Origin of the sequence: Rhodococcus pyridinivorans, from assembly GCF_900105195.1 — a bacterium.
Lineage (GTDB): Bacteria > Actinomycetota > Actinomycetes > Mycobacteriales > Mycobacteriaceae > Rhodococcus > Rhodococcus pyridinivorans.
Genome location: NZ_FNRX01000002.1, coordinates 1571004 through 1596970 on the forward strand (window position 1 = coordinate 1571004; position 25967 = coordinate 1596970).

21 protein-coding genes and 1 pseudogene are annotated in these 25967 nt (G+C 69.2%); 9 read left to right on the top strand and 13 right to left on the bottom strand.

Going from position 1 to position 25967, the window contains the following annotated elements:
* Nucleotide 1: 1 nt before the first annotated feature.
* The 6 genes from BLV31_RS07760 to BLV31_RS07785 form a co-directional block, all read right to left on the bottom strand.
* Nucleotides 2-2218 (bottom strand): AAA family ATPase, encoded by a 2217-nt coding sequence (locus tag BLV31_RS07760; RefSeq protein ID WP_033096170.1) that lies wholly within the window; start codon nucleotides 2216-2218, stop codon nucleotides 2-4.
* A 71-nt stretch (nucleotides 2219-2289) separates the two neighbouring features.
* Entirely contained in the window at nucleotides 2290-3207 is a 918-nt protein-coding gene (locus BLV31_RS07765) for a CDP-alcohol phosphatidyltransferase family protein (protein WP_006553633.1), read from the bottom strand.
* Nucleotides 3204-3926, bottom strand: coding sequence for a phosphatidylserine decarboxylase (locus BLV31_RS07770; RefSeq protein WP_064061561.1), 723 nt, complete (start codon nucleotides 3924-3926; stop codon nucleotides 3204-3206). Before BLV31_RS07770 ends, BLV31_RS07765 begins: the two co-directional genes overlap by 4 nt.
* A gap of 116 nt (nucleotides 3927-4042) precedes the next feature.
* The gene (locus tag BLV31_RS07775) at nucleotides 4043-4507 is read right to left on the bottom strand and encodes an SRPBCC family protein (RefSeq protein ID WP_064061560.1); all 465 of its coding nucleotides are present in this window, start codon (nucleotides 4505-4507) and stop codon (nucleotides 4043-4045) included.
* A 110-nt stretch (nucleotides 4508-4617) separates the two neighbouring features.
* On the bottom strand, nucleotides 4618-8112 hold the full coding sequence (locus BLV31_RS07780; RefSeq protein ID WP_064061559.1) for a TM0106 family RecB-like putative nuclease: 3495 nt from the start codon (nucleotides 8110-8112) through the stop codon (nucleotides 4618-4620).
* A gap of 55 nt (nucleotides 8113-8167) precedes the next feature.
* Complete coding sequence (locus BLV31_RS07785; protein ID WP_235367122.1) at nucleotides 8168-8668, bottom strand: DUF1707 SHOCT-like domain-containing protein; 501 nt, start codon at nucleotides 8666-8668, stop codon at nucleotides 8168-8170.
* On the opposite strand from BLV31_RS07785, the pseudogene BLV31_RS07790 reads away from it, so the two are divergent.
* Nucleotides 8658-9128: pseudogene (locus BLV31_RS07790) on the top strand (PadR family transcriptional regulator); the annotation flags it as partial. The gene BLV31_RS07785 and the pseudogene BLV31_RS07790 sit on opposite strands and share 11 nt — an antisense overlap.
* On the opposite strand, the gene BLV31_RS07795 reads toward BLV31_RS07790, so the two are convergent.
* On the bottom strand, nucleotides 9103-10353 hold the full coding sequence (locus BLV31_RS07795; RefSeq protein WP_033096167.1) for an NAD(P)/FAD-dependent oxidoreductase: 1251 nt from the start codon (nucleotides 10351-10353) through the stop codon (nucleotides 9103-9105). The pseudogene BLV31_RS07790 and the gene BLV31_RS07795 overlap by 26 nt on opposite strands.
* A gap of 122 nt (nucleotides 10354-10475) precedes the next feature.
* On the opposite strand from BLV31_RS07795, the gene htpG reads away from it, so the two are divergent.
* The 5 genes from htpG (at nucleotide 10476) to BLV31_RS07820 (ending at nucleotide 17103) form a co-directional block, all read left to right on the top strand.
* Nucleotides 10476-12401 (top strand): molecular chaperone HtpG, encoded by a 1926-nt coding sequence (gene htpG, locus BLV31_RS07800; RefSeq protein ID WP_033096166.1) that lies wholly within the window; start codon nucleotides 10476-10478, stop codon nucleotides 12399-12401.
* Between the two features lie 44 nt (nucleotides 12402-12445).
* Nucleotides 12446-13222, top strand: coding sequence for an HAD-IIA family hydrolase (locus tag BLV31_RS07805; RefSeq protein ID WP_024101800.1), 777 nt, complete (start codon nucleotides 12446-12448; stop codon nucleotides 13220-13222).
* A 141-nt stretch (nucleotides 13223-13363) separates the two neighbouring features.
* Nucleotides 13364-13888 (top strand): DUF6764 family protein, encoded by a 525-nt coding sequence (locus BLV31_RS07810; protein WP_064061558.1) that lies wholly within the window; start codon nucleotides 13364-13366, stop codon nucleotides 13886-13888.
* 280 nt (nucleotides 13889-14168) lie between these two features.
* Nucleotides 14169-15794 (top strand): chaperonin GroEL, encoded by a 1626-nt coding sequence (gene groL, locus BLV31_RS07815; RefSeq protein WP_024101799.1) that lies wholly within the window; start codon nucleotides 14169-14171, stop codon nucleotides 15792-15794.
* Between the two features lie 289 nt (nucleotides 15795-16083).
* Nucleotides 16084-17103: an alpha/beta hydrolase gene (locus tag BLV31_RS07820; protein WP_064061557.1), complete on the top strand. Its 1020-nt coding sequence runs from the start codon at nucleotides 16084-16086 to the stop codon at nucleotides 17101-17103.
* A 614-nt stretch (nucleotides 17104-17717) separates the two neighbouring features.
* On the opposite strand, the gene BLV31_RS07825 is transcribed toward BLV31_RS07820, so the two are convergent.
* Nucleotides 17718-17921, bottom strand: a complete 204-nt coding sequence (locus tag BLV31_RS07825) for a PspC domain-containing protein (RefSeq protein WP_064061556.1) — start codon at nucleotides 17919-17921, stop codon at nucleotides 17718-17720.
* Nucleotides 17922-18118: 197 nt separating this feature from the next.
* Between BLV31_RS07825 and BLV31_RS07830 the strand changes: the two genes are divergently transcribed.
* Entirely contained in the window at nucleotides 18119-18967 is an 849-nt protein-coding gene (locus BLV31_RS07830; RefSeq protein ID WP_064061555.1) for an NADPH-dependent oxidoreductase, read from the top strand.
* A gap of 13 nt (nucleotides 18968-18980) precedes the next feature.
* Here BLV31_RS07830 and BLV31_RS07835 read toward each other — a convergent pair whose 3' ends face one another.
* Complete coding sequence (locus tag BLV31_RS07835) at nucleotides 18981-19322, bottom strand: hypothetical protein (RefSeq protein ID WP_064061554.1); 342 nt, start codon at nucleotides 19320-19322, stop codon at nucleotides 18981-18983.
* Nucleotides 19323-19490: 168 nt separating this feature from the next.
* Here BLV31_RS07835 and BLV31_RS07840 point away from each other — a divergent pair, with 168 nt between their 5' ends.
* Nucleotides 19491-20348 (top strand): alpha/beta hydrolase family protein, encoded by an 858-nt coding sequence (locus tag BLV31_RS07840; RefSeq protein ID WP_006553617.1) that lies wholly within the window; start codon nucleotides 19491-19493, stop codon nucleotides 20346-20348.
* Here BLV31_RS07840 and BLV31_RS07845 read toward each other — a convergent pair.
* The 4 genes from BLV31_RS07845 to BLV31_RS07860 are packed head-to-tail and all read right to left on the bottom strand — an operon-like array spanning nucleotide 20334 to nucleotide 24851.
* Nucleotides 20334-22163, bottom strand: coding sequence for a sugar phosphate isomerase/epimerase and 4-hydroxyphenylpyruvate domain-containing protein (locus BLV31_RS07845; protein ID WP_064061553.1), 1830 nt, complete (start codon nucleotides 22161-22163; stop codon nucleotides 20334-20336). The two genes, BLV31_RS07840 and BLV31_RS07845, sit on opposite strands and share 15 nt — an antisense overlap.
* Nucleotides 22163-23029 (bottom strand): shikimate dehydrogenase, encoded by an 867-nt coding sequence (locus tag BLV31_RS07850; protein WP_064061552.1) that lies wholly within the window; start codon nucleotides 23027-23029, stop codon nucleotides 22163-22165. The genes BLV31_RS07845 and BLV31_RS07850 overlap by 1 nt, the downstream gene beginning before the upstream one ends.
* Nucleotides 23026-23496 (bottom strand): type II 3-dehydroquinate dehydratase, encoded by a 471-nt coding sequence (gene aroQ / locus BLV31_RS07855; RefSeq protein WP_064061551.1) that lies wholly within the window; start codon nucleotides 23494-23496, stop codon nucleotides 23026-23028. Before aroQ ends, BLV31_RS07850 begins: the two co-directional genes overlap by 4 nt.
* Nucleotides 23493-24851 (bottom strand): MFS transporter, encoded by a 1359-nt coding sequence (locus BLV31_RS07860; protein ID WP_033096161.1) that lies wholly within the window; start codon nucleotides 24849-24851, stop codon nucleotides 23493-23495. The genes aroQ and BLV31_RS07860 overlap by 4 nt, the downstream gene beginning before the upstream one ends.
* A gap of 103 nt (nucleotides 24852-24954) precedes the next feature.
* Between BLV31_RS07860 and BLV31_RS07865 the strand changes: the two genes are divergently transcribed.
* Nucleotides 24955-25959, top strand: coding sequence for a LacI family DNA-binding transcriptional regulator (locus BLV31_RS07865; protein WP_064061550.1), 1005 nt, complete (start codon nucleotides 24955-24957; stop codon nucleotides 25957-25959).
* Nucleotides 25960-25967 lie beyond the last annotated feature (8 nt).

Sequence of the window (25967 nt, forward strand, 5' to 3'; positions counted from 1 at the left end):
CTCAACGGCCCTCCGCGTAGGCCTGCAGATGAGCGACCTGCACGGGATCGAGCGAGGGGCGCACCTTCTCCCGGGCCACCGCGACGTCCTCGGCGGTGACCACGGCGGCGTCGACGTTGCGCCGCATCGCCGCGAGCGCGGCCTCGCGCAGCAGAGCCGAGCAGTCCGCGGCCGAGTAGCCGTCGAGTCCGGCGGCCAGGTCGTCGAGGTCGACGTCGTCGTCGAGCGGTACCGATCGGCCCGCGGTCTTCAGGATCGCGGCCCGGGCCTCGGCGTCCGGCGGCGGCACGAACACGAGACGTTCGAGCCGGCCGGGACGCAGCAGAGCCGGGTCGATGAGGTCGGGCCGGTTGGTCGCTCCCACCACCACGACGTCGCGCAGCGGCTCGACACCGTCGAGTTCGGTGAGCAGCGACGCGACGACCCGGTCGGACACCCCGGAATCGGAGCTCTGCCCGCGGCGCGGTGCGAGAGCATCGATCTCGTCGAGGAACACCAACGCCGGTGCCGAGTTGCGGGCACGCTCGAACAACTCGCGCACCGCCTTCTCCGACGCACCGACCCACTTGTCCATCAGTTCGGCGCCCTTGACGGCGTGGACGCTCAGACGTCCCGTGCCGGCGAGAGCGCGGACGAGATAGGTCTTGCCGCAACCGGGCGGGCCGTACAGCAGCACACCGCGCGGCGGATCGACACCGAGACGCTCGAACGAATCGGGATGCTGCAGCGGCCACAGGACGGCTTCGGTCAGGGCCTGCTTCGTCTCGACCATGTCGCCGACGTCGTCGAGGCTCACGCTGCCGATCGCCAGCTCCTCGGAACCCGATCGCGACAGCGGACGGATCACCTCGAGCGCGCCGAGCAGGTCGTCCTGGACGAGCGAGGGTTCGTCGTCGTCGCGGTTCGCCCGCGACGCCGCGCGCAGTGCCGCCTCGCGACACAGCGCCGCGAGGTCGGCGACGACGAAACCGGGGGTGCGACCCGCGACGGCGGCGAGGTCGAGACCGGTGGACGGCACCGAGCGCAGCAGCACGTCGAGCAGGGCGCGGCGGGTCGCGCCGTCGGGCAGCGGCAGGGACAGTTCGCGGTCGCAGATCTCCGGGGCACGCAGCCGGGAGTCGACGTCGTCGGGATGCGCGGTGGTCGCGATCAGCACCGCGCCCTCGGTGTCGACCACCCGCCGCAGCTCGTCGAGGATCAACGTCGCGACGGGTTCGGTGTCGGCGGGGAGCACGGCATCGACGTCGGTGAGCAGCAGGACGCCCCCACCGCGCACCGCTTCGGCCGCCGCGGAGATCCGGCGCAGCCGCTCGTCGGCGGCGAGTGCACCCACACCCGGCCCGTCGACCTCGACCAGACGCCGGTCGGCGACCACCGAGCGCACGAAGGTCGCCTTACCGACCCCGGCGGGACCGGTGACGAGCACCCCGAGATGCGGCGACGCGCCGAGGGTGCGCAGCAGTTCGGGTTCGTCGAGCGAGAGGGTGAGCCACTCGGAGAGCTTCGCGACCTGGGCCTGCACACCCACGAGATCCTCGACCGGCGGTGGCGGAGGCGTGGCGGGGGCCGATTCGGGACGGTCGGTCGCGGGGGAGGAGGCGACGAACCCCGACGAGACGAATCCGGAAGCGGACGGCACGGAGGACGGCAGGGCACCCGGGCCACCGCCCCACACGACGGCGGTGTTCGGCTGCACGCTCACCGGTCCGGCCGGATCGACCGAGGAGACGGTGAGCAGTTCGGTGGTCCACGCGATCGCGAACGTCCGCGACAGTGCCCGCGTCGTCTCGGCGTTGCTCGTGCCCGGTCCGAGATCGCGGGGGAGCAGCGACACCGCGTCGCCGACGGTGAGGACCTTCCCGAGCAGCGCCTGACGCAGGGTGGTCTCCGGGATCGACTGCCGCGCGAGGGTGGACCCGGTGACCGTCACCGTGCGCGCGCCGTAGACCGTCACGGGCGCGACGACGACCGTCGCGTCCTCCTTCAGGCCTGTGTTCGACAGCACCACGTCATCGAGCAAGATCGTGCCGGTCGGGGTGCCGGCCGGGGCGAGACCCGCCACGACCGCCGTGCGACGCGCTCCCACCAGCGCGATCGCGTCCCATTCCCGCAGGCCCAGCGCGGCCAGCGCCTCGGGGTGCAGACGCACGACACCGCGCCGCGAGTCGGCGGCGGAGGTGTTGAGCCGGACGGTGAGTGAGAGTTGTGGGGTCGTCACCCCGCCGAGCCTAGAACGTGACTAGCGTCCTCGCGGGTCGTGCATGTCATCGTCCTCGCGGGTCGTGCATGTCATCGTCCTCGCGGACGGCGCAGCCCGAGTCGCGCCTGAGATCTCGCCGACGTGGCGACACGCCGGGCGGCGACACGACGCGGACGCTGCGCGCGGTTGCGGGCACGCAGTGCGCGTCGCTCCGAGGGCTTGATGTCCCAGGTCTCGGGCCGGGCCGCGACCCAGCGCCGCGATCGCACCGCGAAGGGGATGTGCGCGAGGTAGACCGCGACCAGCACGAGCATGAGGATGAACGGATAGGTGACCAGCGCGGCCGCCGCCATCGCGACCAGCACGAGCAGCACCACGGCGAGTCGCGCGGGCACGGACGCCGACTTCATCGCGAAGGTCGGGATGCGGCTGATCGCGAGCCCGGCCGTCCCGAGGATCCACACCGCGACCAGCCCGTAGGCGGTCCACCAGCCGTCGCCCCACTGGATGTGGGCGGCGACGGGTGCGAGCGCGATGAGGGCGGCCGCCGGTGCGGGCACGCCGACGAAGTACTCGCGTGCGTAGGCGGGGACGCTGTCGTCCTCGAGCAGGGTGTTGAAGCGCGCGAGTCGCAGCACGAGGCTCACTGCGTAGAGCAGGGCGACGATCCAGCCGAAGGGGCTGCCGTCGAGCAACGTCACGTAGAGCACGAGCGCCGGGGCGACACCGAACGCGACGGCGTCCGACAGCGAGTCGAGTTCGGCGCCGATCTTGCTGGTCGCGTCGAGCATGCGGGCGATGCGACCGTCGAGCGAGTCGAGGACGGCCGCGGCGCCGATCATGCCGAGCGCGGTGCCGAGTTGTCCGTCGAGCGCGAACTTCACCGCCGACAGTCCGGCGGAGAACGCCAGGACCGTGATGACGCTCGGCAGCAGGCGGACGACGTTGGGCCGATTGCGGGACCGCCCGGTCGCGACCGCACGCGAACCCTGCGTGTGCGGACTCACGACACCGTGGGCAGCTGAGCGAGGACGGTCTCGGCACCGATGGTGCGCTGACCGCGTTCGACCAGCAGGGTGCTCCCGACCGGCAGGTAGGTGTCGACCCGGGATCCGAAGCGGATCAGGCCGTAGGTGTCGCCGATCGGCAGGGTGTCGCCGATCTGCGCGTCGTTGACGATGCGCCGTGCCAGCAGCCCGGCGATCTGGACGACGGCGACCTCGGCGCCGTCGCGCGTCTCGATCAGCATGCTGGTGCGCTCGTTGACCTCGCTCGCGTCGGCGAGATCGGCGGAGAGGAACTTGCCCGGGGTGTGGACCACCGAGCGGACGGTGCCGCCGACGGGGCTGCGTTGCACGTGCACGTCGAGGACGGACAGGAAGATGCTGACCCGGGGGCGCTCCTCGCTGCCGAGCCCGAGTTCGGCGGGCGGCACGGCATGGTCGACGAGAGCGATCTCACCGTCGGCGGGAGCGACGACCACTCCGGCGCGGTTCGGCGGCACGCGGTGCGGGTGCCGGAAGAAGGTGGCGCACGCCAGTGCCGATGCGAGACCGGCGCGGCGCAGCCAGGGCTTGCGGCGGCCGAGGATCGCCACGGCCAGCGGAGCTGCGACGAAGGGGATACCGCCCGGATGCATGGGCGGTACGACATGCCTGACCAGGTCGACCATGTGGGCTACCCCGCTGGTGGGGGGTGTTCCGGCGGGCGTCGGCTTACGTGCCACGGGCTCCTCTTATCGCTGGCGATCGGTGGTCCGGGACCGCAGGGGACCCGCCCGTCTCGCGGGCGGGTCCTGTCGGTCCACAGGCACTCCAGCGTACGTGAGCCGAGGAGGGAAGGTCAGACCCGCGCGGCCGCCTCGATCTCGTTCTTGAGACGGGCGAGAGTCGCGTTCATCCCCACCGTCAGTTCGTCGTCGAACGCCTCGGTGCCGCCGAGAACATACTTGACCAGGGTCTGCGAGACCTTGCTGGTCCCGGTGGGCGCCTCGCGCCGCTGGGTGACCCGCGTGCCGGTGGCGGTGGGTTCGAGGGTGAACGACCAGATGGAGCGGTTCTCGTTGATCCGGAAGCTCAGGCGACGGCCGGGTTCGAAGTCGATCACCTTCGACGTCGTGGGCCACACCAGCAGCCCCTTCTTGTTGATGTTGATCGTGGTGGTGCCGGCCGACACCGGCCCACCGCGCACGATCATCCGACGGCACTGCGGGCTCCACTCGCCCATCCGCTTCAGATCGGACACCACGCGCCACACCTGCTCGGGGGAGGCGGTGATCTCGATCGTGGCCTCGAGGGTCTTCGACACGTGTACTCCTGTGCTCGGGGGACCGGGTCTTCTCGGGGAGCCGGGTCCCGTGTATCTGCTACCGGAGGTAACAGGATCGTCGTCGATCCTAACGGACGATGTGAGTGCGGTCACGCCCCGGTCGGGTCGGCTCCGGTCAGCCGCATGAACGCCCCGAGTTCGATCAGGCCGTCCGGTGTCGACGGGAGGTGATCGGTCAGGGCGCCGGACCGGACGATCACCGCCGACCACTTGCCGCGTGAGAGAGCCACGTTCGACCGGTTGCGGGACAACAGGAACGACATGCCCCGCGGCACGTCCTCGACGGCGGAGGCCGTCATCGACACGAACACCATCGCCGCCTGGCGGCCCTGGAACTTGTCGACGGTGCCCACCTGGACCCGGTGCAGACCCGCGGCGGCGAGATCCTGCCGTAGGCGGGTGACCTGAGCGTTGTACGGTGCGACCACCAGGACGTCCTCCTCGCCGAGAGGTCGCGGCGGGGAGCCGGCGTCGTCCGTCCACGCCGAGCCGAGCACGGCTGCGATGGCGCGCACGATCTCGGCGCTCTCCTCGGGCGAGCAGGTCGCATTGCCCTCGTGCGCGACCTCCACGAGCCGGACGCCGGGCGGGACGCCGTCGAGCGCGCGGCGCGTGGTGATCTCGGACTTCGACTGCAGTCGTCCTTCGTAGGACAACTCGGACACCCGCGCGCACAGATCCGGGTGCATCCGCCAGGTCACCGGAAGGAAGTAGCCGCGATCGGTGGGCAACGCACCGTGCCCTTCGGCGAGCCATCCGAGGGCGGACTCATCGACCGGCTCGGGGTGGGTGCCCTGCGAGACCTGCGGCAGTTGGCGGGGATCGCCGAGCAGCAGCAGATTCGACGCCGCCGTGGCCACGGCGATGGTGTTGGCGAGACAGAACTGACCGGCCTCGTCGACCACCAGCAGGTCGAGGCTGCCGGGCTCGATGCAGTTCGGATTCGTGAAGTCCCAGGCCGTTCCGCCCACCACATAGCCGGTGGCGGATGTACCGATATGCGCCGCAAGGGACTTCGCGTCAGGGAAGGCGGTCCACGTCGGATCGGGGCTCTGGCATTTCGCCTTGGCGACCCGTTCCGGCGACACTCCCGCGGCGACGATGCCGGTCAGCATGTTCTCGACCACCGAATGCGACTGCGCGACCACGCCGACGCGCCGGCCGTGCTCGTTCACGAGCGCCGCCACCACCCGGGCCCCGGTGTACGTCTTGCCGGTGCCGGGTGGGCCCTGCACCGCCAGGTACGAATTCTCCAGGTTGAGAACGGTCGTGACGATCGTGGCGGCCGCGTCGTCGCCGAGCGGCGGCAGCGCGGCACCGGAGCGCAGGCGGGGAGGGATGCGGCGCAGTACGTCCACCGCCGCGGTCGACGGCAGAGCCGGCAACTCGCTGCACATCGCCTCGGCGGCGGAGGCGATCGCCGCTTCGATGTTCTTCGACGAGATCGGCGCGCCGGGAGTGACGGCCACCGGTAGCACGGAGTACTCCTCGTCCGTCCGTAGCGACTCGTCCACGACGAGCACGTCGGGATGGTCCGTCCCCGTGGTGCGTTCGACGACCACGCCGCGCGACCACGCGCGCGTCCCGGTGCCGCCGTCGGGCAGTCCGTCCGGTCCCGGAGCGTCGTACAACAGGAAGACGTCCTGCCCGGCGCGCAATGTGCTGCCCGGCTCGAACTCGCCCGCGAGGCGCAGCCGACGCCGGAGCAGTCGCCGGCGGGGCGTGGCCTTGTGCCAGTCGGTCTCGAGTGTGCACGTCGCCGCGACCAGCGTGTCGCGGGCGTCCGCCCACTCGTCGGGAGCCGTCGCCAGACGATCGAAGTGTCCCCACCAGAGAGGTTTCCGCTCGCGCCGGTGGTAGCCCATGGCCGCGGCGACGAGTGCGGCCGCCTGCTGTTCCGGGGTACGGTCGCCCGCCAGTGCACCGCCGACGTATTCGAGGAGTTTCGTCTCGACGGGGTGTGCCTGCGCGTCGGGAGCGGCCTCGTCGTGGGTCGTCTCGGTGGGGGAGATGCCGTGGTCGCGGGCGTGGGTGAGCAGCCAGTCGCGCAGACGCAGGGTGGAGATGCAGTCGGCCTCGTTGTAGGAGGCGATCGACGCGAGTTCGCGTTCCGCCTCCTCGAGGTGCCCGGCATCGCGCAGTGCGCAGTAGTCGGCGTACGCGACGATCGAGGCGCCCGCGTCGGTGACATCGCCGTCGCGTGCCTCGCTCTCCTCGGTGTAGAGCGGTTCGAGTTTCTTCAGTCCGTACGTCCGGGCACCCACCCGGATCGAGTTGCGCACCACGGGGTACAGGTCGACGAGCACACCTTCGCGCAGCAGGTCGTCGACGATCTCCTCGCCGACGCCGTAGCGCCCGGCCAGCCGCAGCAACGCCGTCTTCTCGTACGGGGCGTAGTGGTAGACGTGCATCCTCGGGTGGCGACGCCGGCGGTCGGTGACGTAGTCGAGGAAGTCCAGCAGTGCCTGCCGCTCCTGCTCGCGGTCGTGTGCCCAGAAGGGCCGGAAGATCGGTGCGTCGGCCGGTCCCTCCACGACGCCGAACAGGTACTCGAGTCCCCACTCGGAACTGCCGCCCTCGGACCACAGTGGGTCGCCTTCGAAGTCGAAGAAGATGTCGCCCTCGTCGGGCGCGGGCAGGATGCCGAGCGGGGTGGCGTCGTAGACCTCCGCATAGGGACTGTCCCGCCTCTCCTCCTCGAGCTGCGCCCGTGCCTGGGCGCGCAGGGCGTCGAAGGTGCGGCGCGCCATCCCGTCGACGGGTGCCGCGCATGCGGCGAGGTCGTCGATGGTCGACACGCCCGCCTCGATCAGCCGCAGCCGCTGGGTACTGCGCATCCCCGCGACCAGCAGCAGGTCGCGGTGACGTTCGAGTTCCGGGGTGCAGTCGTCGCAGCGACCGCAGGCGGTGTGCCCACCCGCTCCCCACCGCACCGGCCCGGGGGCAGCGCGGTGCGACGTGAGAAGGGTTTCGAGGCAGGCGCGTCGGTGCCGATAGACCGGCATGATCTCCGCGAGCGGGTAGGAGGCGATCGAGCCGTCGCCGAGGACGAGATGCGCGTGCGAGGACACCGTCGTCCCGGTGCGCGCGAGTGCGTCCGCGTAAGCGGCGAGCTGGAGCAGGGCCTCGACCTTCGCGTGCCGGGAGAGTTTGCTGTCGTAGACGGCGTAGCCGTCGTCCTCGAGGACGAGGAAGTCGGAGAAGCCGATCATGCCGAGCGGATCGGGGGCAGTGTCGGAGGAGCCGGTGTCGAAGAAAGCGCCCTGATAGACGACGGGCGCGCCGGCCCGGACGGCGTCGAGGGTGGCCTGCGCCGCCTCGGTGAGCGCCTGCGCGGTGTACTCGGGCCGGGCGATCTCGACGACCTTCTCCGCACCCACCTGCGCGCGGAAGCGGTCGAGGACGCGCTGCTCGTGGCGGCCGCCGAGTGCGGCGACACGGTCGAGCATTGCGTCGGGTTCGGTGTCGGGGCGCGGGAGCCGACCGAGCGTCGAGTCGAGGTTGCGGAGCACTGCGAACTCGCACGAGGCGGCGCGGGTGAGATCTCCGGCGCCGAAGACCAGCCTGTCGTCGAGAAGAAACATCGGCAGCTCCGTCTCCGGCGTGCGGGATGCCCGGGATGGGCACGGCTGGTCCCGACTATTGCAGACAGGTCGGACCCGCCGGACCATTGTTCTCGCGCCCACCGGGCACACTGCGGCGGCCGGGCCCGCCCTCGACCCCGAGCGCGGTGCGCACCGCCAGCACGATGCCCCACGGAACGACGACCCAGATCGGCCAGAAGTAGATCGACGAGGCCGTTCCGAGCGAGACCAGTGCCCACACCACGAGATTGATCGATCCCACGGTGGCCCATGCTCCCCATTCGATGCGCTGGTGGAGCGGCAGGCGCAGACGTGGGAACGGTTTGCCGGCCGGCGGGGACGGGGTGGGAACGAGTGTCGACGGCAGGTCGGCGAGAACGGCGCCGGCGTCGTCCTGCGTCACGGCGCGGTAGACCCGGGCCACACGCTCGTCGAACTCGCCGATCGTCAACCGTCCGGCGGTGAGATGGCGCCCGAGCTCCTCCACGATCGTTTCGCGCTCGGCATCGGAGACGCGCAGCGGCGATGTCGCGATACCGGGGCCGGTGGTGTCCACCGCACAGGCGCGCATCGGCAAGTTCTGGTCGCTGACGACGAGCCAGGTCTACCGGGAACTGGCCGCGATGGAACGGCAGGGACTGATCGAGGCAGGGGAGAAGGGCCCGCGCGACCGCAAGCCCTACCTGCTGACCGAGGCCGGACGCACGGCCTTCGCCGAATGGATCGACCGCGAACCGGGCGATGAGAACATCCGCCATCCGCTGCTGCTGACCGTCGCCTTCGGCGATCACCTCTCGCCCGAGCGCCTCGCCTCGATGCTCGCCGAGCATCGCCGCAGACACGAGGAGCAGCTCGCCGCCTACGAACAGCAGGCGGCGGCCGACATCCTCCCGCCGCACGCCGCGGCGACCCTCGACTTCGGCATCCTCTACGAACGGGCCGTCCTCGAATGGTTCGACCGCGTGCGCGACCGTCTCGAACCCGGACCGGTCAGCGCAGCGGATCGAACGACCTGAGCAACGGATCCGGCTCGCCGGTCATCGACCCGGCGAGCAGCCGTCCGGTGAGGGGACCGAGCGCCACGCCCCACATCCCGTGCCCGCCGGCGACGTACACCCGATCCGAACGGGTGCGGCCGATCAACGGGAGCCCGTCCGCCGTGCACGGCCGTGAGCCCACCCACTCCTCGCTGCGCCCGTCCCAGTCGACCTCACGCAACAGCGGACGGGTCGCGTCGACGATCGCCCGGATGCGTCGCGGGTCGAGCGGGGCGTCGGGACTGCGGAACTCCATCATTCCCGCGACCCGGAAACGGTCCTGGAGGGGTGTGCACGCCACCCGCTGGGCCGGGAAGTAGACCGGGTTCTTCGGCAGGCTCGGCGGCCGCACGCTGAAGCTGTAGCCACGACCGGCCTGGACCTGCGTGCGCACGCCGAACGGCCGGGCGAGCGACCCGAGCCACGCTCCGTTCGCGAGTACCACCGCATCCGCCGACCGCGAGTGCCCACCGGCCACGACGACATCCACCCCGCGACCGGTGTCGCGCACCTCCTCGACGTCGACGTCGGTGACGATCTCCGCACCCCGGGCGCGGACCGCGTGCGCCAGCGAGGCGACGAACCGCGGCGGATCGATGAACCGCTGCCCCCGGATCCGGAGACCCACCCGCACCGAGTCCCCGAGCAGCGGTTCGAGCGAATGCAGCGTGTCGGTGTCGAGCAGGTCGAAGTCGATCTCGCTGCCGGCGGCACGCGCGTGCTCGAACTCCTCGACCAGCAGCCGACGGTCGTCGTCCGAGGTGAACGCCGCGAGGAACGGATCGGCGACCCGCGTCGGTTCGGTGACGATCGTGTCGCCCGACCCGCGGGCGAGATCGTCGTAGGCATCGAGGGCGAGGCGGTTGGCGCGCGCGAAGACCTTCATCGACGACGTCCACTGCCGTCTCGTGCAGTGCCGGGCGAAGTCGGCGAGGAAGCGCAGCAACCGCACATCCGTCGTGGGCGGCACGTAGACGGGCGACGACGGCCGGAACATCGAGCGCAAGCCGTAACGCAGCACCCCCGGCTCGGGTAGCGGCAGGGTCAGTGCCGGCGCGAGCCACCCGGCGTTGCCCCACGAGGCGTCACCCGCCACGCCGACCCGATCGAGCACCGTGACCTCGATGCCTCGATCCTGCAGAAACCACGCGGTGGACAGACCCACGATGCCCGCACCGACGACCACTGTCCGACGAACCGTCATCGCAACCTCCTGTGAACGACGAAGTCTGCACCTCCATCATGGACCCGGAAGCGCGAACGGGCCGGACTCGCGGACGGCTTACTATTTCCGGGGAAGTTCTGCTTGTGGAAAGGGAACCCGGAATGAGTACGAACGTCGAACAGCGTGAATTCCAGGCCGAGACGCGGCAGTTGCTGGATCTGATGATCCACTCGATCTACTCGAACAAGGACACCTTCCTGCGCGAGTTGATCTCCAACGCGTCGGACGCCCTGGACAAGCTCCGGCTGGAGTCTTTCCGAAACAAGGATCTCGACGTCGACACCTCCGACCTGCACGTCGAGCTCGAGGTGGACAAGGATGCGCGCACCCTGACCGTGCGCGACAACGGCATCGGCATGAACCGCGACGAGGTCGTCGATCTCATCGGCACCCTCGCGAAGTCCGGCACGGGCGAACTCCGGCAGAAGCTGCGCGAGGCCAAGGACGCCGCCGCTTCCGAGGAGTTGATCGGCCAGTTCGGTATCGGCTTCTACTCGTCGTTCATGGTCGCCGACAAGGTCACGCTCGTCACCCGCAAGGCCGGGGAGAAGACCGGTACGCGCTGGGAGTCCAGCGGCGAATCCACCTACACGATCGCCGAGGTCGACGACGCGCCCCAGGGCACCTCGGTGGTCCTGCATCTCAAGCCCGAGGATGCCGAGGACCACCTGTTCGACTACACCTCGCAGTGGAAGCTCGAGGAGATCGTCAAGAAGTACTCGGATTTCATCGCGTGGCCGATCCGCATGGAGGTCTCGCGCACCACGAAGTCGGAGGACGGCACCGACGAGGTGACCTTCGAGACCAAGACCCTCAACTCGCAGAAGGCGTTGTGGGCGCGCTCGAAGGACGAGGTCTCCGAGGAGGAGTACACGGACTTCTACAAGCACATCGCCCATGCCTGGGACGAGCCGCTCGAGGTCATCCCGCTCAAGGCCGAGGGCACCTTCGAGTACCAGGCGCTGCTGTTCATCCCGGAGCACGCGCCCTTCGACCTGTTCGCCCGCGAACGGCGCACCGGCGTGCAGCTGTACGTCAAGCGCGTGTTCATCATGGACGACTGCGAGGATCTCGTCCCCGAGTACCTGCGTTTCGTCAAGGGTGTGGTCGACGCGCAGGACCTGTCGCTCAACGTCTCTCGTGAGATCCTGCAGCAGGACCGGCAGATCCGGGCCATCCGCCGCCGCCTGACGAAGAAGGTCCTGGCGACCGTCAAGGACATGGCCGCGAAGGAACCCGAGAAGTACACGAAATTCTGGCGCGAGTTCGGCCGGGTCGTCAAGGAAGGTTTGATCTCCGACACCGACAACCGCGACACGCTGCTGGCGATCTCGTCGTTCGACTCGACGGCGAGCGAGGAGGAGCAGACCACGCTCGCCGGCTACGTCGAGCGCATGAAGGACGGCCAGGACGCGATCTACTACCTCACCGGCGAGTCGCGGCAGCTGCTCGAGAGCTCCCCGCACATGGAGGCGTTCCGCGACAAGGGCATCGAGGTGCTGCTCCTGACCGACCCCGTCGACGAGATGTGGGTGACCTCCGTTCCGGAATTCGAGGGCAAGCGCTTCCAGTCGATCGCCAAGGGCGACGTCGACCTCGGTACCGAGGACGAGAAGAAGGCCGCCGAAGCCGAACGCGAGGAGAAGGAGAAGGAGTTCGGCGACCTGCTGTCGTGGATGAAGGAGACCCTCGACGAGCAGGTCAAGGACGTGCGGCTCTCGTCGCGCCTGACGTCCTCCCCGGCGTGCATCGTCGGCGACACCTTCAGCATGTCGCCCGCCCTCGAGCGGATGTACAAGGCGTCCGGTCAGCCGGTGCCGCGGGTCAAGCGGATCCTGGAACTCAACCCCGATCACCCGCTCGTGTCGGGTCTGCGCACGGCCCGGGAACAGCGTCCGGACGACGCCTCGCTCGCCGACGTCGCCGAGCTGCTCCACGGCATGGCGCTGATCGCCGAGGGTGGCGAGGTGGAGGATCCGGCGCGGTTCACCCGCCTGCTCGCCGAGCGTCTCGCCGGAAGCGTGTGAGCCGAGCCTGTCGCCGTAGGCACGCACGCGGATAGGCTCGATGCATGACGCGTGTAGACGGGGTGTTGTTCGATATCGAGGGCGTGCTCGTCACCGAGTGGCAGCCCGTCCCGGGCGCGGCGGATGTCCTGGCACGACTGCGTGCCGACGGCGTCCGCCGCGCCTTCCTCACCAACACCACCTCCCGGACGTGCGCCGAGATCGCGCAGCGGCTCACCGATCTCGGGATGGAGGTGTCGCCGGACGAGATCGTCACCGCGGTGTCCCTCACCGTCGACCACGTCCGGCAGACCTATCCGGGTCTGCGCTGCTGGGTCCTCAACGAGGGCGACATCGCCGCGGATCTCGACGGTCTCGTGCTGGACGAGGACGATCCGGAAGTGGTGATCCTCGGTGGCGCGGGGGATGCCTTCACGCACCGGGCGATGAGTCGCGTCGCCGAACTGATGCTCGAGGACGTTCCGGTGGTCGCGATGCACCGGGCGCTCGCGTGGCAGGCCGCCGACGAGTTGCGCATCGACACCGGGGTCTACCTGGCCGGACTCGAGGAGCTCACCGGCCGGTCGGTGGTGGCGGTGGGCAAGCCGTCGCTGCGCGGCTTCCTCGTCGCGTCGGAGCGGATGGGTGTCGAACCGGATCGGATGGTGGTCGTCGGCGACGACATCGCGGGCGAGGTCGTCCCGGGGCAACGCCTCGGTATGACGGGAATCCTGGTGCGTACCGGAAAGTTTCGGCAATCCGTCCTGGACCTGGCGGTCGATCGTCCCGACCACGTCATCGACTCCGTCGCCGCTCTCCCGGGGCTCCTCGACAGTCTGTGACAGGCGGTCTCGCGTGAGACGCATGTGATCGGTACCCTACCGCCGGGGCGCCGGCCCCCCGTTCGCGCGGGGCGCTCGTTCCCCAGTCCGCGCAGACGCAGCCTTTCGCGAAGAGGCACTCCAGTGCAGAGGAGCCCGTTCTTGTCCATTCGTTCCTTCCGATCCGTTCTCACCGCGCGCCGTTCGTTCCGGGCCGGTGTACTCGTCGCCGTCGGTGTGGCCTCGGCCGCGCTGTTCGGTGGGGGTACCGCCGCAGCGGCGCCGGTGACCTGTGTGTCGCCTCCTTCTGCCAACGACATCCTGGTGTCCGATACCGCCAGCTGCGGCGCCACCGCCGAGGACGCCTTCGCTCGCGCGTATGCCGCCGACAGCGGCACCGCGGTGTCGGTCGCCGAGTCGACCGGTGCCGCCGAAGCCCACGCGACGGGCTTCGGCACGGCGCTCAGTGCAGCCCGTGACGGCGGCCGGTCGTTCGCCTACGCGCTCGGCGGCGGACTGAGCCACTCGTGGGCTCAGGGTCCGGCGACGACCCTGTCGGTGGCCGGCTACGGGTCGGGCGCCACGGCCGACACCACCGGCGTCACGTGCGTCGGAGCCCAGTCGTTCGCGGTCAACACCGCGACGGGACAGTGGTGCGCCGTGGGGGTCGGCTCGACGCCGCGTTGAGCGAGCGCGGCACCGATGATCCGGACGACCGTGTAGTCGGTCTTTCGCGGATTTCGTGACGGGGGTGGCAGGTGCCGGTAGTCTTGCACTCGCCACCCCCGAGTGCTAAAAATGCACTTAGCACTCGCAACACGTGAGTGCCAGGTCGGTAGGGTGAGACCGGGTTTTCGACACCCCTGGTCGTCCGTCGCGGGCACTGCTTCCGGCCGAAGGCGTACATGGAGCGATCCGACGAGCGATCGCTCCGGTGTCACCCCCATACCCGGAGGATCACTTCGCAATGGCCAAGATCATCGCGTTCGACGAAGAGGCCCGTCGCGGCCTCGAGCGGGGCCTCAACAGCCTCGCCGACGCAGTCAAGGTGACGTTGGGCCCCAAGGGTCGCAACGTCGTTCTCGAGAAGAAGTGGGGCGCCCCCACGATCACCAACGATGGTGTGTCCATCGCCAAGGAGATCGAGCTCGAGGATCCGTACGAGAAGATCGGCGCCGAGCTGGTCAAGGAAGTTGCCAAGAAGACCGACGACGTCGCGGGTGACGGCACCACCACCGCTACCGTGCTCGCCCAGGCGCTCGTCCGCGAGGGTCTGCGCAACGTTGCTGCGGGCGCCAACCCCCTCGGCCTGAAGCGCGGCATCGAGAAGGCCGTCGAGGCCGTCACCGCCAAGCTGCTCGACACCGCCAAGGAGGTCGAGACCAAGGAGCAGATCGCCGCCACCGCAGGCATCTCCGCCGGCGACCCCGCGATCGGTGAGCTCATCGCCGAGGCCATCGACAAGGTGGGCAAGGAAGGCGTCATCACCGTCGAGGAGTCCAACACCTTCGGCCTCCAGCTCGAGCTGACCGAGGGCATGCGCTTCGACAAGGGCTACATCTCCCTCTACTTCGCCACCGACGCAGAGCGTCAGGAGGCCGTGCTCGAGGATCCCTACATCCTGCTCGTCAGCTCCAAGATCTCCACGGTCAAGGACCTGCTGCCGCTGCTCGAGAAGGTCATCCAGTCGGGCAAGCCGCTGCTGATCATCGCCGAGGACGTCGAGGGCGAGGCTCTGTCCACTCTGGTCCTCAACAAGATCCGCGGCACCTTCAAGTCGGTCGCCGTCAAGGCTCCGGGCTTCGGTGACCGTCGCAAGGCCCAGCTCGCCGACATCGCCATCCTCACCGGTGGCGAGGTCGTCAGCGAAGAGGTCGGCCTCTCCCTCGAGACCGCCGGCATCGAGCTGCTCGGCCAGGCCCGCAAGGTCGTCGTCACCAAGGACGAGACCACCATCGTCGAGGGCGCGGGCGATCCCGACGCCATCGCCGGTCGCGTCAACCAGATCCGCGCCGAGATCGAGGCGTCGGATTCGGACTACGACCGTGAGAAGCTGCAGGAGCGCCTCGCGAAGCTGGCCGGCGGCGTCGCCGTCATCAAGGCCGGTGCCGCGACCGAGGTCGAGCTCAAGGAGCGCAAGCACCGCATCGAGGACGCCGTCCGCAACGCGAAGGCTGCCGTCGAAGAGGGCATCGTCGCCGGTGGTGGCGTGGCCCTGCTGCAGGCCGCTCCGGTTCTCGACGACCTCAAGCTCGAGGGCGACGAGGCTACGGGTGCCAACATCGTCAAGGTCGCTCTCGAGGCGCCGCTGAAGCAGATCGCCTTCAACGCCGGCCTCGAGCCCGGCGTCGTCGCCGAGAAGGTCCGCAACCTCGAGGCCGGCCACGGCCTCAACGCTGCGACCGGCGACTACGAGGACCTGCTCGAAGCGGGCATCAACGACCCGGTCAAGGTCACCCGCTCGGCGCTGCAGAACGCTGCGTCGATCGCGGCTCTGTTCCTGACGACCGAGGCCGTCGTCGCCGACAAGCCGGAGAAGGCCGCCGCTCCCGTGGGCGACCCGACCGGCGGCATGGGCGGCATGGACTTCTGATCCGCCCCTGCAGGCGGAGAGGACTTCTGATCCGCCCCTGCAGGCGGAGAGGACTTCTGATCCGCCCCTGAGCCACACGAGGCCCGATCCCACTCCGGTGGGGTCGGGCCTCGTGCTGTTCCCCGACGATTCCGGCCTCCGGTACGGAACGATCACATATTCGTTACGAAAGGGGCTCCGCGGACGATGAATGTCACGAAAGTGTCACTTCATCCGGTTCCGGAGGTTCGTGCCGATCCGCAACCGGTCCGAGGTGCGCAGCCAGACGGATCGACGAGGGGAAGAGAATATGCGGTCGTCCTGGTTACGGCGGGTACTGCTCACGGTGGCGATGGGAACGTCGATGGTCCTCGCGGCTCCCGGAGGCGCTCTCGCGCAGTCGGTAGAAGCCGACGATCAGCGACCGGTGGGAGAGCTGACCTCTGTCGAGCACGAGAGCGACCGCACCGTCATCGCGAACGTCTACTCACCGTCGATGGACAAGGTGATCCCCCTCCGGATCCGGACGCCCGCCGACTCGAGCGAACCGCGTCCCACCCTCTACCTGATCAACGGCTCGGGAGGCGGGCAGGGGATCGCCACCTGGGAGAAGCAGACCGACGTCGAGGACTTCTTCTCGGACAAGAACATCAACGTCGTCACGCCGCTCCTCGGCGGCTACAGCTACTACACCGATTGGCGCAACGACGATCCCGCACTCGGCCGCAACATGTGGACGACCTTCCTGACGCACGAACTCCCGCCGGTCATCGACACGGAGTTCGGGACATCGGGACGCAACGCCATTGCGGGAGTGTCGATGTCGGGGACGTCGGTGCTCGGCCTCGCCACGACGGCCCCCGAGCTGTACGAGGCGGTCGGGGCGTACAGCGGATGCGCCGAGACGAGCACGCCGCTGGGGCAGTCCTACGTGCAGGCCGTCGTACGCGTCAAGGGTGGCGACCCCGAGAACATGTGGGGCCCGGTCGGTGATCCGGCCTGGATCGAGAACGATCCCTATCTCCAGGCCGAGAAGCTCCGCGGTATCGACCTGTACATCTCGTCGGGTTCGGGTCTGCCCGGGCAGTACGAGCGGCTCGGGTCGCGGTCGGTGAACAACGACCCGATCGGGCTCGTCGGTCAGGTGGTCGTCGGCGGCAGCATCGAGGCGGCGGTCCACCACTGCACGCAGCGGATGGCCCAGCGGCTCGAGGAACTGGACATCCCCGCCCAGATCGACCTGCGGCCGGCGGGTACGCACTCCTGGGACTATTGGGAGGACGATCTGCGCAACTCGTGGCCGCTTCTGTCGCAGGCGGTCGGACTGTAGCGGTCCCGGATCCACCGGAAATGCCCGATTCGATTGCGGTCGAATCGGGCATCTTCTTTCGGTCGATATTTCTTCGCCGGATCGGTCGATTCGCCGTAAACGGTCACCGAACAGGATGAATCGGGTCGAACGGAAATATCGAATTCAAACGAAAATAAATGGGTACGGACGTTCCGTTTTCTTTCCTTGACGCCGTGAACTGGGCATTTGTGAGCCCGTACAGCCTTCGCCGCGAGTGTGAATGTCATCACATCCGATTTGCGTATTCTCGGCTCGCGCGGGCGCGTCGAATGTGTTGAGAATTGATGCGAGCCCGACGGAATTCCGATCGGAATTCCGGGTAGGCGAAAAGCAATCGGACGAGACCCGTCCGGTATGTGATCGGACGAAGGAGATTCACATGGACGTCATCGAACTCATCGGCTCTGCCCTCGAACTGCTCGGCGGCACCGAACTGCTCGGCACCCTGCTCGAGACCGGCAGTGCCGTTCTCGGCCTCGGCCAGTAGTTCCTGCTGAGCTGAACAGCTGTGCCGCTGCCTCGCAGCGGAATACGACACCCCCGGCGGATCTCCGCCGGGGGTGTCGTCGTCTCGGCCGACCCCGTGACCCGGATCAGTTCTCGGGGATCAGCATCCACAGGGCGAGGTAGAGCAACACGGCGGTGCCGCCCGTGACGAAGGCTGCGAGGATTGCGCCTGCACGCACGAGGTTGAGGTCGACGTTGAAGTACTCGGCCAGTCCGGCGCACACACCACCGAGCATGCGCTGGGACGAGGAGCGGGTGAAGGGACGGGGAGCCTGGTTCTCGAAGTTCATGTATTCATCCTGTCGCCGTAACGGTCTCGGCACATCCGGGAACGGCCCGGATCTTCACCCTGATCTTCGTCTCGGGGTCGGTCGGACGAGCCGGCCCGAACAACGCAGAAATCACGCTGAGGGCAATGCTCGGCGACCGGGGCGCGAGGAGGCAGACTCGACCGTCGGTACTGCCGATCAAAAGGAGATCTCCCGTCATGACCGACGTCGTCCTCGACGAACAGCTCGCCGCATTGCGCCGCAGGTACGGCACCCGGGCCGCCGAGCAGGTGGCCGGACACGGTGGTTCCGGCGCGTGGAACGACGTCATCGCTCTCCAACTGGCGCATCGCTCCGTGCGAAAGTTCCTTCCCGAAGCGGTCTCCGAGGATGATCTGTGCGCGATCGTGGCCGCGGCTTCGTCCGCCGCGAGCTCGAGCAACCTGCAGTTGTGGAGCGTCGTGGCCGTCACCGACCGCGACCGGCTCGCCCGGATCGCGACTTTCGCCGGCAACCAGCCGGCGGTGCGTGACGCTCCACTGCTGCTCGTGTGGGTGGCCGACCTCGCCCGGGCGGCGCGGGTCGCCGAGCAGCACGGCAAGGATCTCGTCAACGTCGACTACGTGGAGTCCGCGCTGCTCGGGGTGGTCGATGCCGCGCTCGCCGCACAGAATGCGGTGCTCGCCGCGGAATCGCTCGGCCTCGGCACCGTCTACATCGGGGCCATCCGCAACCATCCGCGTGACGTGGCCGCAGAACTGGCTCTGCCCGACCACAGTTTCGCTGTGGTCGGGCTGGTGGTGGGCCGTCCCGATCCCGAGGTGGAGTCGGAGGTCAAGCCGCGGTTGGGTCAGGACGTGGTGCTGCATCGCGAGCAGTACTCGACCGAGGAACGGGATGCCGGCCTCGCCGCCTATGAGGAGGAGATCTCCGGCTTCTACCGCGATCAGGGTCTGGCGGAGAGCTGGGTCGAACGTGTACTCGGGCGCTTCGCGTCGCCCGGCGCGCTCGGGAGCAGGGAACAGATGCGGGAAGCTCTGCGGGAGCGCGGTTTCGGTCTGGACTGACCGCAGGGAGGCGTCAGCGGCACACGACCGTCAGGCCGACCCCGCGCCACACCTGACGTTCGACACGATCGAACTCGTTGTCGTCACTGTCGTATTCGTACTCGACCTCGGTCCGGTATCCCCGGTCGCGCTGAGCGGTCACGGTGCAGTCGCCGCCGGCGGAACCGGACCGGTTGACGATCGAGTACGGCACACCCTCCGCGGCGAGCACGGCGACCGCGGCCTGCTCGCTCAAGCCGACCACACCGGGCGCGGGTTGTGCTGTGGCAGCTCCTGTTCCGAGCAGTACTGCGGCGGTGCCGAGCGACAGGACGGCGGCGGTCGCGAGACGGGAGCGGGTGACAAGAGTACGCATGGGTTCCTCCGAAAGGGTGCTGGACCGGACATTTCGATCGTCCGCCGCGACCCGGCCCGAGCACATCCGGGCACGACCCCCATCCCGACCCTGAATTCCGGACTCGGGGTGGCAGGGACACTGGGGAAACCGGCACCCGCCGCGTCCGGATCGGCCTAGTCTGGGCCGGTGGAGACCGTACCGATCCAGCTTCCCGGGGGCACCACGGCCCCGGTGCGCCTCTTCGCGGGACCCGACCACGAGCACGAGACACGCCGCGACGCCTCCCGCGCCGTCGTGGTGATCGTGCCGGGGCTCGGCATCCCTGCCGGTTACTACGAGCCGTTCGGGCAGGCGATCACCGAGCACGGATTCGACGCGGCGATCTGTGAACTGGCCGGCCAGGGCGACAGCCGTCCGAGGCCCGGACCCGACAGCACCTACGGCTACCACGAGATCGTCGCGACGCACTTCCCCGCTGTCTTCGAGGTGGTGCGGGAGCGCTTCCCCGACTCGACGCCGTACCTTCTCGGCCACTCCATGGGCGGCCAACTCGGGGTGCTCTACGCCGCGCGCATCCGCGGCCGGCTCGGCGGACTGATCCTCGTCACCTCGGGCACGCCCTACTACCGCCAGCACGTGGGCATCCGCGGGCCGGGACTGTGGCTCGGGTCGACGGCGATGTCGCTGACCGCCGCGGTGGCCGGTTTCTGGCCCGGTGATCGCATCGACGTCGCCGGTTTCGGCCGGCAGTCGCGCGTGCTGATCTCCGACTGGGCGCGACTGGCCCGCACCGGCCGGTTCGAACCGGCCGGTGCGGACATCGACTACGAGGAACGGGTCGGGCGTCTCACGCTGCCCGTCCTGTCGATCACGATCGAAGACGACGACCTCACCCCGGTCGCGTCGGCGCAGCACCTGCTCGAGAAGCTGCCCTCCGCCGACGTCGCCCGGTGGCACAACCCGCGGGCACTGGGCCACAACGGATGGATCCGCGACAACAACGACACCGTAGCGAAGATCGTGGCCTGGCTACGCGACCGCTGATCCCGCGCGGGCAGCAGCGGCGAGCCGGACGTGCGCGTTGGGGGAGCCGTATCCGGTGTAGCCGCCGCGCCGTTCGAGGAGTTCGACCTGGAAATTGCCCTGCACCGGGAGCGTGTAGGCGTGCAGGAATTCGCCACCGTCGTCGTTGCGATCGTAGAGCAGGCCGTTGTCCTGCAGGACGGCGAGCAGGGCGGGGTCGAGCACGAACCGCGCGTCGAGATCCGCGTAGTAGTTCGCGGGCGGCCGGAGGAACTCCACGCCGCGCGCACGTGCGTGGCGTACCGAGTCGACGACGTCGGCCGTGGCGAAGGCCAGCTGGGTCACACCGTGCAGCTGGGGCGCAGCACCGGTCTCGGAGACGTTCAGCGCGACCCGCAGGTCACCCTTCTCCGCGCGCAGTGCACGGATGCGCAGGCGGCCCTGCGGCTGGATGTACTCCTCGGGGTCTTCCGGCCGCAGTCCGAACAGGGTGCGGAAGAACGACAGCTCCTGGTTCAGGTCGTCCGCCGCGACCGTCACGTCGACATGGTCGAGACCGAGCCATCCCTCGTCGGCCGGGGGAGTGGCTGCCGCGTCGTCGGACACGAAGTCGTTGTGCCAGTCGTCGGTCTGCCCCGGCTCGGCACTGACGAAGATGTGCAGACCGGAGGGCGAGGTGATGCCCGGCAGGCCTGCTTCACCCTCCCCTCGGGTGCGGTCGACCGCGGGCCACAGCAGGTTCGCGGCGCGTTCGGCCACCGCGGCGACGTCGGGGGCGACGAGACCCAGCGCGGTCGCGGCGGGGCCCGGCGCGGGCTCCTCGTTCAGGACGACGTTCGCGCCGCCGTTGCGCCACCACACGACGGGCTTGCTGCGGTGCCGGCCGGCGACATGGAATCCGAGTCCGGTGAGCAGCGCCGGGTAGTCGGTGCGGTCGGGGTCGGCGAGTTCGACGAACGCCGCGTCGGTGTGCGCCGGAAGCGGCGGTGCGACCGTCACCTTCTCGCGTGCGGGCCCGGTGACCCGCGCACCGAGCCGGTCCTCGAGGAACAGCAGCGACCGCATCGCGTCGCGCGCGGTCACATGCGGATCCGCTTCGCGCACCACGTCGCTGAAGACCTCGAGCGAGAGCGGACCGTCGTAACCGGCGTCGAGCACGGCCGCGACCACCCCGGAGACGTCGAGCATGCCCTGCCCCGGGAAGCACCGGAAGTGGCGGCTCCATTCGAGGACGTTCATGTCGAGCACCGGGGCGTCGGCGACCTGCAGGAAGCCGATGCGTTCGCCGGGGATGCCGGCCAGGGCGCGTCCGTCGTCGCCGCGTGCGAGCATGTGGAAGGTGTCCACGGCCAGCGTCACGGCCGGGTGGTCGGCGCGTTCGACGAGATTCCACGCCTGCCCGACCCGGTTGACGTGGCGTCCCCAGGCGAGGGCCTCGTAGGCGAAGGTGACCCCGTGCGAGGCGGCGAGATCGCCGACGGCGCGCAGCTGTTCGGCGGACAGTTCTGGATCGTCGATCGCGGTCGGCAGCGCGTTCGAGCACGCCAGGAAGGTCGTTGCGCCGAGCTCGTTCATCACCTCGAGCTTGCGGCGGACGCGGTGCAGGACGTGGGGGAATCGCCGCGGGTCGACGCCCTCGATGTCGCGGATCGGCTGGAACAGGTCGATCGACAGACCGAGATCGGCGCAGCGCCGCGCTACCTCGGCGGGTGACAGCGGCGACGCGATGAGGTCGTTGTCGAAGATTTCGATCCCGTCGAATCCTGCAGCGGCGATCGCGTCGAGTTTGTCGGCGAGAACACCGGAGAGCGAGACGGTGGCGATTCCGCGGCGCATCAGCTGGTCAGCTCCTCGAAGTGTCGGACCATTCGTTCGGCGTCGGGTTCGACGCCCGTGAAGTACTCGAAGGCACCCACGGCCTGGAAGACGGCCATGCCGCCACCGGGCACCACGCGGCATCCGCGGGAGCGGGCGAGGTGGATCAGTTCGGTCTCGAGCGGGAAGTACACGACGTCGGAGACCCACAGGTCCTCGCGGACGAGCTCGGCGGGGACGGGCAGGCCGGGGTGGCCGGTCATGCCTGTGGGGGTCGCGTTGACCAGACCCTGCGCCGAGGCCAGAGCGCCGGCGAGATCGGTGGTCGCGCGGACCCGGTCGTCGCCGAAGCGTTTGGCCAGGCGGGTCGCGCAGGCCTGCGCCTTCTCGACGTCGACGTCGACGATGGACACGTGCGCGGAGCCCTGTTCGAGCAGCGCGTACCCGACGGCCGAACCGGCACCGCCGGCCCCGACCAGCACGGCGCGGTCGGAGACGGCCTCGGGCAGCCGGCGGCGGAACGCGCGCCCCCAGCCGGACCAGTCGGTATTGCGGCCGAGTGCGCGACCGTCCCGGAACACCACCGTGTTGACCGCGCCGAGATCGTGGGCGTCGTCGGACAACTCATCGAGCAGGGGGATGACGACCTGCTTGAAGGGGTGCGTGATGTTGAGCCCGTCGAAGCCGAAACGCTGTGCCCAGTCGAGCATCTCGGCCAGGTTCTCGGCGCCGTAGCCGAGGCGCTCGGCGTCGACGAGGCGGTAGGTCAGGTTCAGTCCCGAGGCGAAGCCCTCCCGTTCCTGCATGGCCGGGGTGAGCGAACCGTTGATCCCGGCGCCGAACAGGCCCAGCAGGAAGGACGTACGTGCGGGCGCTGCGGTGGTCATCGGGAGCTTTCCTTCTTCTCGGTATCGAGTGCGAGTGCGGCCAGGTGACGGACGGCGAACTCGTATCCGTCGGGGCCGCATCCGGCGATCACGGCCTTCGCGACGGGAGCGACGAACGAACGGTGCCGGAACTCCTCGCGGGCGTGGACGTTGGTCAGGTGCACTTCCACGATCGGTGCCGCGACGGTCACGAGCGCGTCGTGCAGTGCGACCGAGGTGTGCGTGTAGGCTGCGGCGTTGACGACGAAACCGGCTGCCGATTCGCGGAGTTCGTGGACGGCGTCGATGAGTGCGCCCTCGTGGTTGCTCTGCCGGAAGTCGATGTCGAAGCCCAGGTCGTCGGCGGTGCGGCGGCACGACTTCTCGATGTCCGCCAGTGTTGCGGTGCCGTAGAGACGGGGTTCGCGCGTGCCGAGCAGGTTCAGATTGGGCCCGTTGAGCACGGCGATGATGGGACGCGCACTCACGATGCGGCTCCGGCGGGGACCGGCGTGGTGTTGCGGTCGTGGGGGAGCAGGCCGATCTCACGGGTGGGGACCTTGTGGGTTCCGGACGGTCCGGTGGCCACCGCGATCAACGAGATGACGACGGCGCCGACACAGAACAGGGCCACGCGGTACCAGTTGTCGGCGTTGCCGTCCATGAGCGACCCTGCGATGGCCGGGGTGAAGCCGGCGAGCGCGAAGCCGAACTGGGTGCCGATCGCCATGCCCGACAGTCGGACGCTGGTGGGGAAGTACTCGGCATAGGTCGCGGGCCACACCGCGTTCGGCATGCTGTAGATCACGCCGGCGAGAAGGATGCCGGTGACGAGGACGAGCGGCACGTCGCCCCGCGAGATCGACCACAGGAAGGCCGTCACCATCACGGCGCTGCCGATCAGGCCGGAGACGAAGACCGGTTTGCGGCCGATGCGGTCGGACAGCATGGCCCACAGTGGGATGGTGCCGACGGCGATGATGTTGGCGACGATTGCCAGCCACAGCATCGTGGTGTCGCTGATGCCGATGCCGTACTCGTCGGCTGTGGCGAAGTTGAGGGCGAACACCTGGAAGGCCGTGTTGACCATGGCGATGAAAGCCGCGAAGAAGACCCGCAGGACGCCGGTCCAGTGGTGGCGGAAGAGCACGGCCAGCGGCGCCTTGGGTGCCTCGGCGTGCGCCTTCTCGGCGTGGAACTCGGGGGTCTCGTCGAGGCTGCGGCGGATGAGGAAACCGATCAGCACGATCACGGCGCTGATCCAGAAGGGCACTCGCCAGCCCCACGACTGCAACTGCTCCTCGGACAGCAGGGCGATCACCGGCAGGAACATCAGCGGTGCGAGCACCTGGCCGCCCTGCGTGCCGCTCAGCGTCCAGCTGGTGAAGAAACCACGCCTGTCGTCGGGGGCATGTTCGAACGACATGGAGTTCGCGCCGGCCTGCTCACCCGCGGCGGACAGTCCCTGGAGCAGTCGCAGCACGACCAGCAGGATCGGTGCGAGCATGCCGATCTGTCCGTAGGTCGGCAGGCAACCGATGAGGAATGTCGAGACACCCATCAGCAGCAGCGTGCCGACGAGGATCAGCTTGCGGCCGAAGCGGTCGCCGATGTGGCCCATCAGGATGGACCCGAACGGGCGCGCGACGTAGGCGACGCCGAAGGTGGCGAGCGACGCGACGGTCGCGACCGCCTGGTTCCCTTCGGGGAAGAAGATCTTGGGGAAGACGAGCGCAGCGGCGGTGCCGTAGATCGCCAGGTCGTAGTACTCCAGTGCGCTGCCGCTCCACGCGGCGAGGGCCGCCTTGCGGGGCGTGCGCTGCACCGTGGTGTTTTCAGTCATCGGATGCCTCGGGGGGTGGGTCTTCAGTATCGGATACACGGACGTTATGGGTGTGGCGCAGCCCACGACAATCGTTTGCCATTTTTTTTGCCATACTGTCCGTATGTCGGCCTCTCCACGTTCACGGAAACGCGCCACCATCACCGATGTGGCCCGCGAGGCAGGGGTCGCGGCGTCGACGGTCTCGCGCACGTTCACCAAGCCCGGTCGCGTCAACGCCGCCACTCGCGACCACATCCTCGAGGTCGCCGACCGGCTCGGCTACGCACCCAACCCCGCGGCCCGCGCCCTCGAATCGGGACGCACCAACACCCTGGCGCTGCTGGTCCCCGACATCACGAACCCCTTCTTCTCGGGCGTGATCAAGGGGGCCGAACGCGCCGCCGTCGCCTCCGGCCGGACCCTCGTCCTCGCCGACACCCAGGAGAGCGCGACCACCGAAGCGCACATCATCCGGCGGCTGGGGCCGGCCGTCGACGGTTTCGTCCTGGCGGCCGCCCGTATGCCGGACGACGAGCTGCGGCGCGTCGCCGAATTCGACGCCGTGACCCTGGTGAACCGGGCGATCCGCGGAATCTCCTGCGTTGTCGCCGATTACGAGACGGGCACGCGGCAGATCGTCGACCACCTCGCGTCGCTCGGGCACCGCTCGTTGCTGTTCCTCGGCGGTCCGCCCGAGTCGTGGTCGGGAGCGCGGCGCTGGGCCGGTCTGCAGGCCGCGGCGCAGGCTCACGGCATCGCGATGCGTCGCTTCGGCCCCTACTCGCCGACGCTCGGTGGCGGTGCCGCCGCGGCCGACGCCGCCGTGGCGGCCGGTGCCACCGCGGTGGTGTGCCACAACGACATGCTCGCCATCGGGGTGCTGCGCCGGATGCGGGAACGCGGGGTGTCCGTCCCGGAGCACGTGAGCGTGGTCGGATTCGACAACATCTTCGGCTCCGACCTGTGCCGGCCGTCGCTCACCACGCTCGCCGAACGCACCGAGGACGCCGGGGCGCGCGCCATCGAGATGCTCGCCCGGCAGGCCTACGAGCGGGTCGCGGTGGCCGACGAACTCGTGCTCCCGACGCAGCTCGTCGTCCGCGAGTCCACCGGACCGGCGAGATGAGGGAGGTT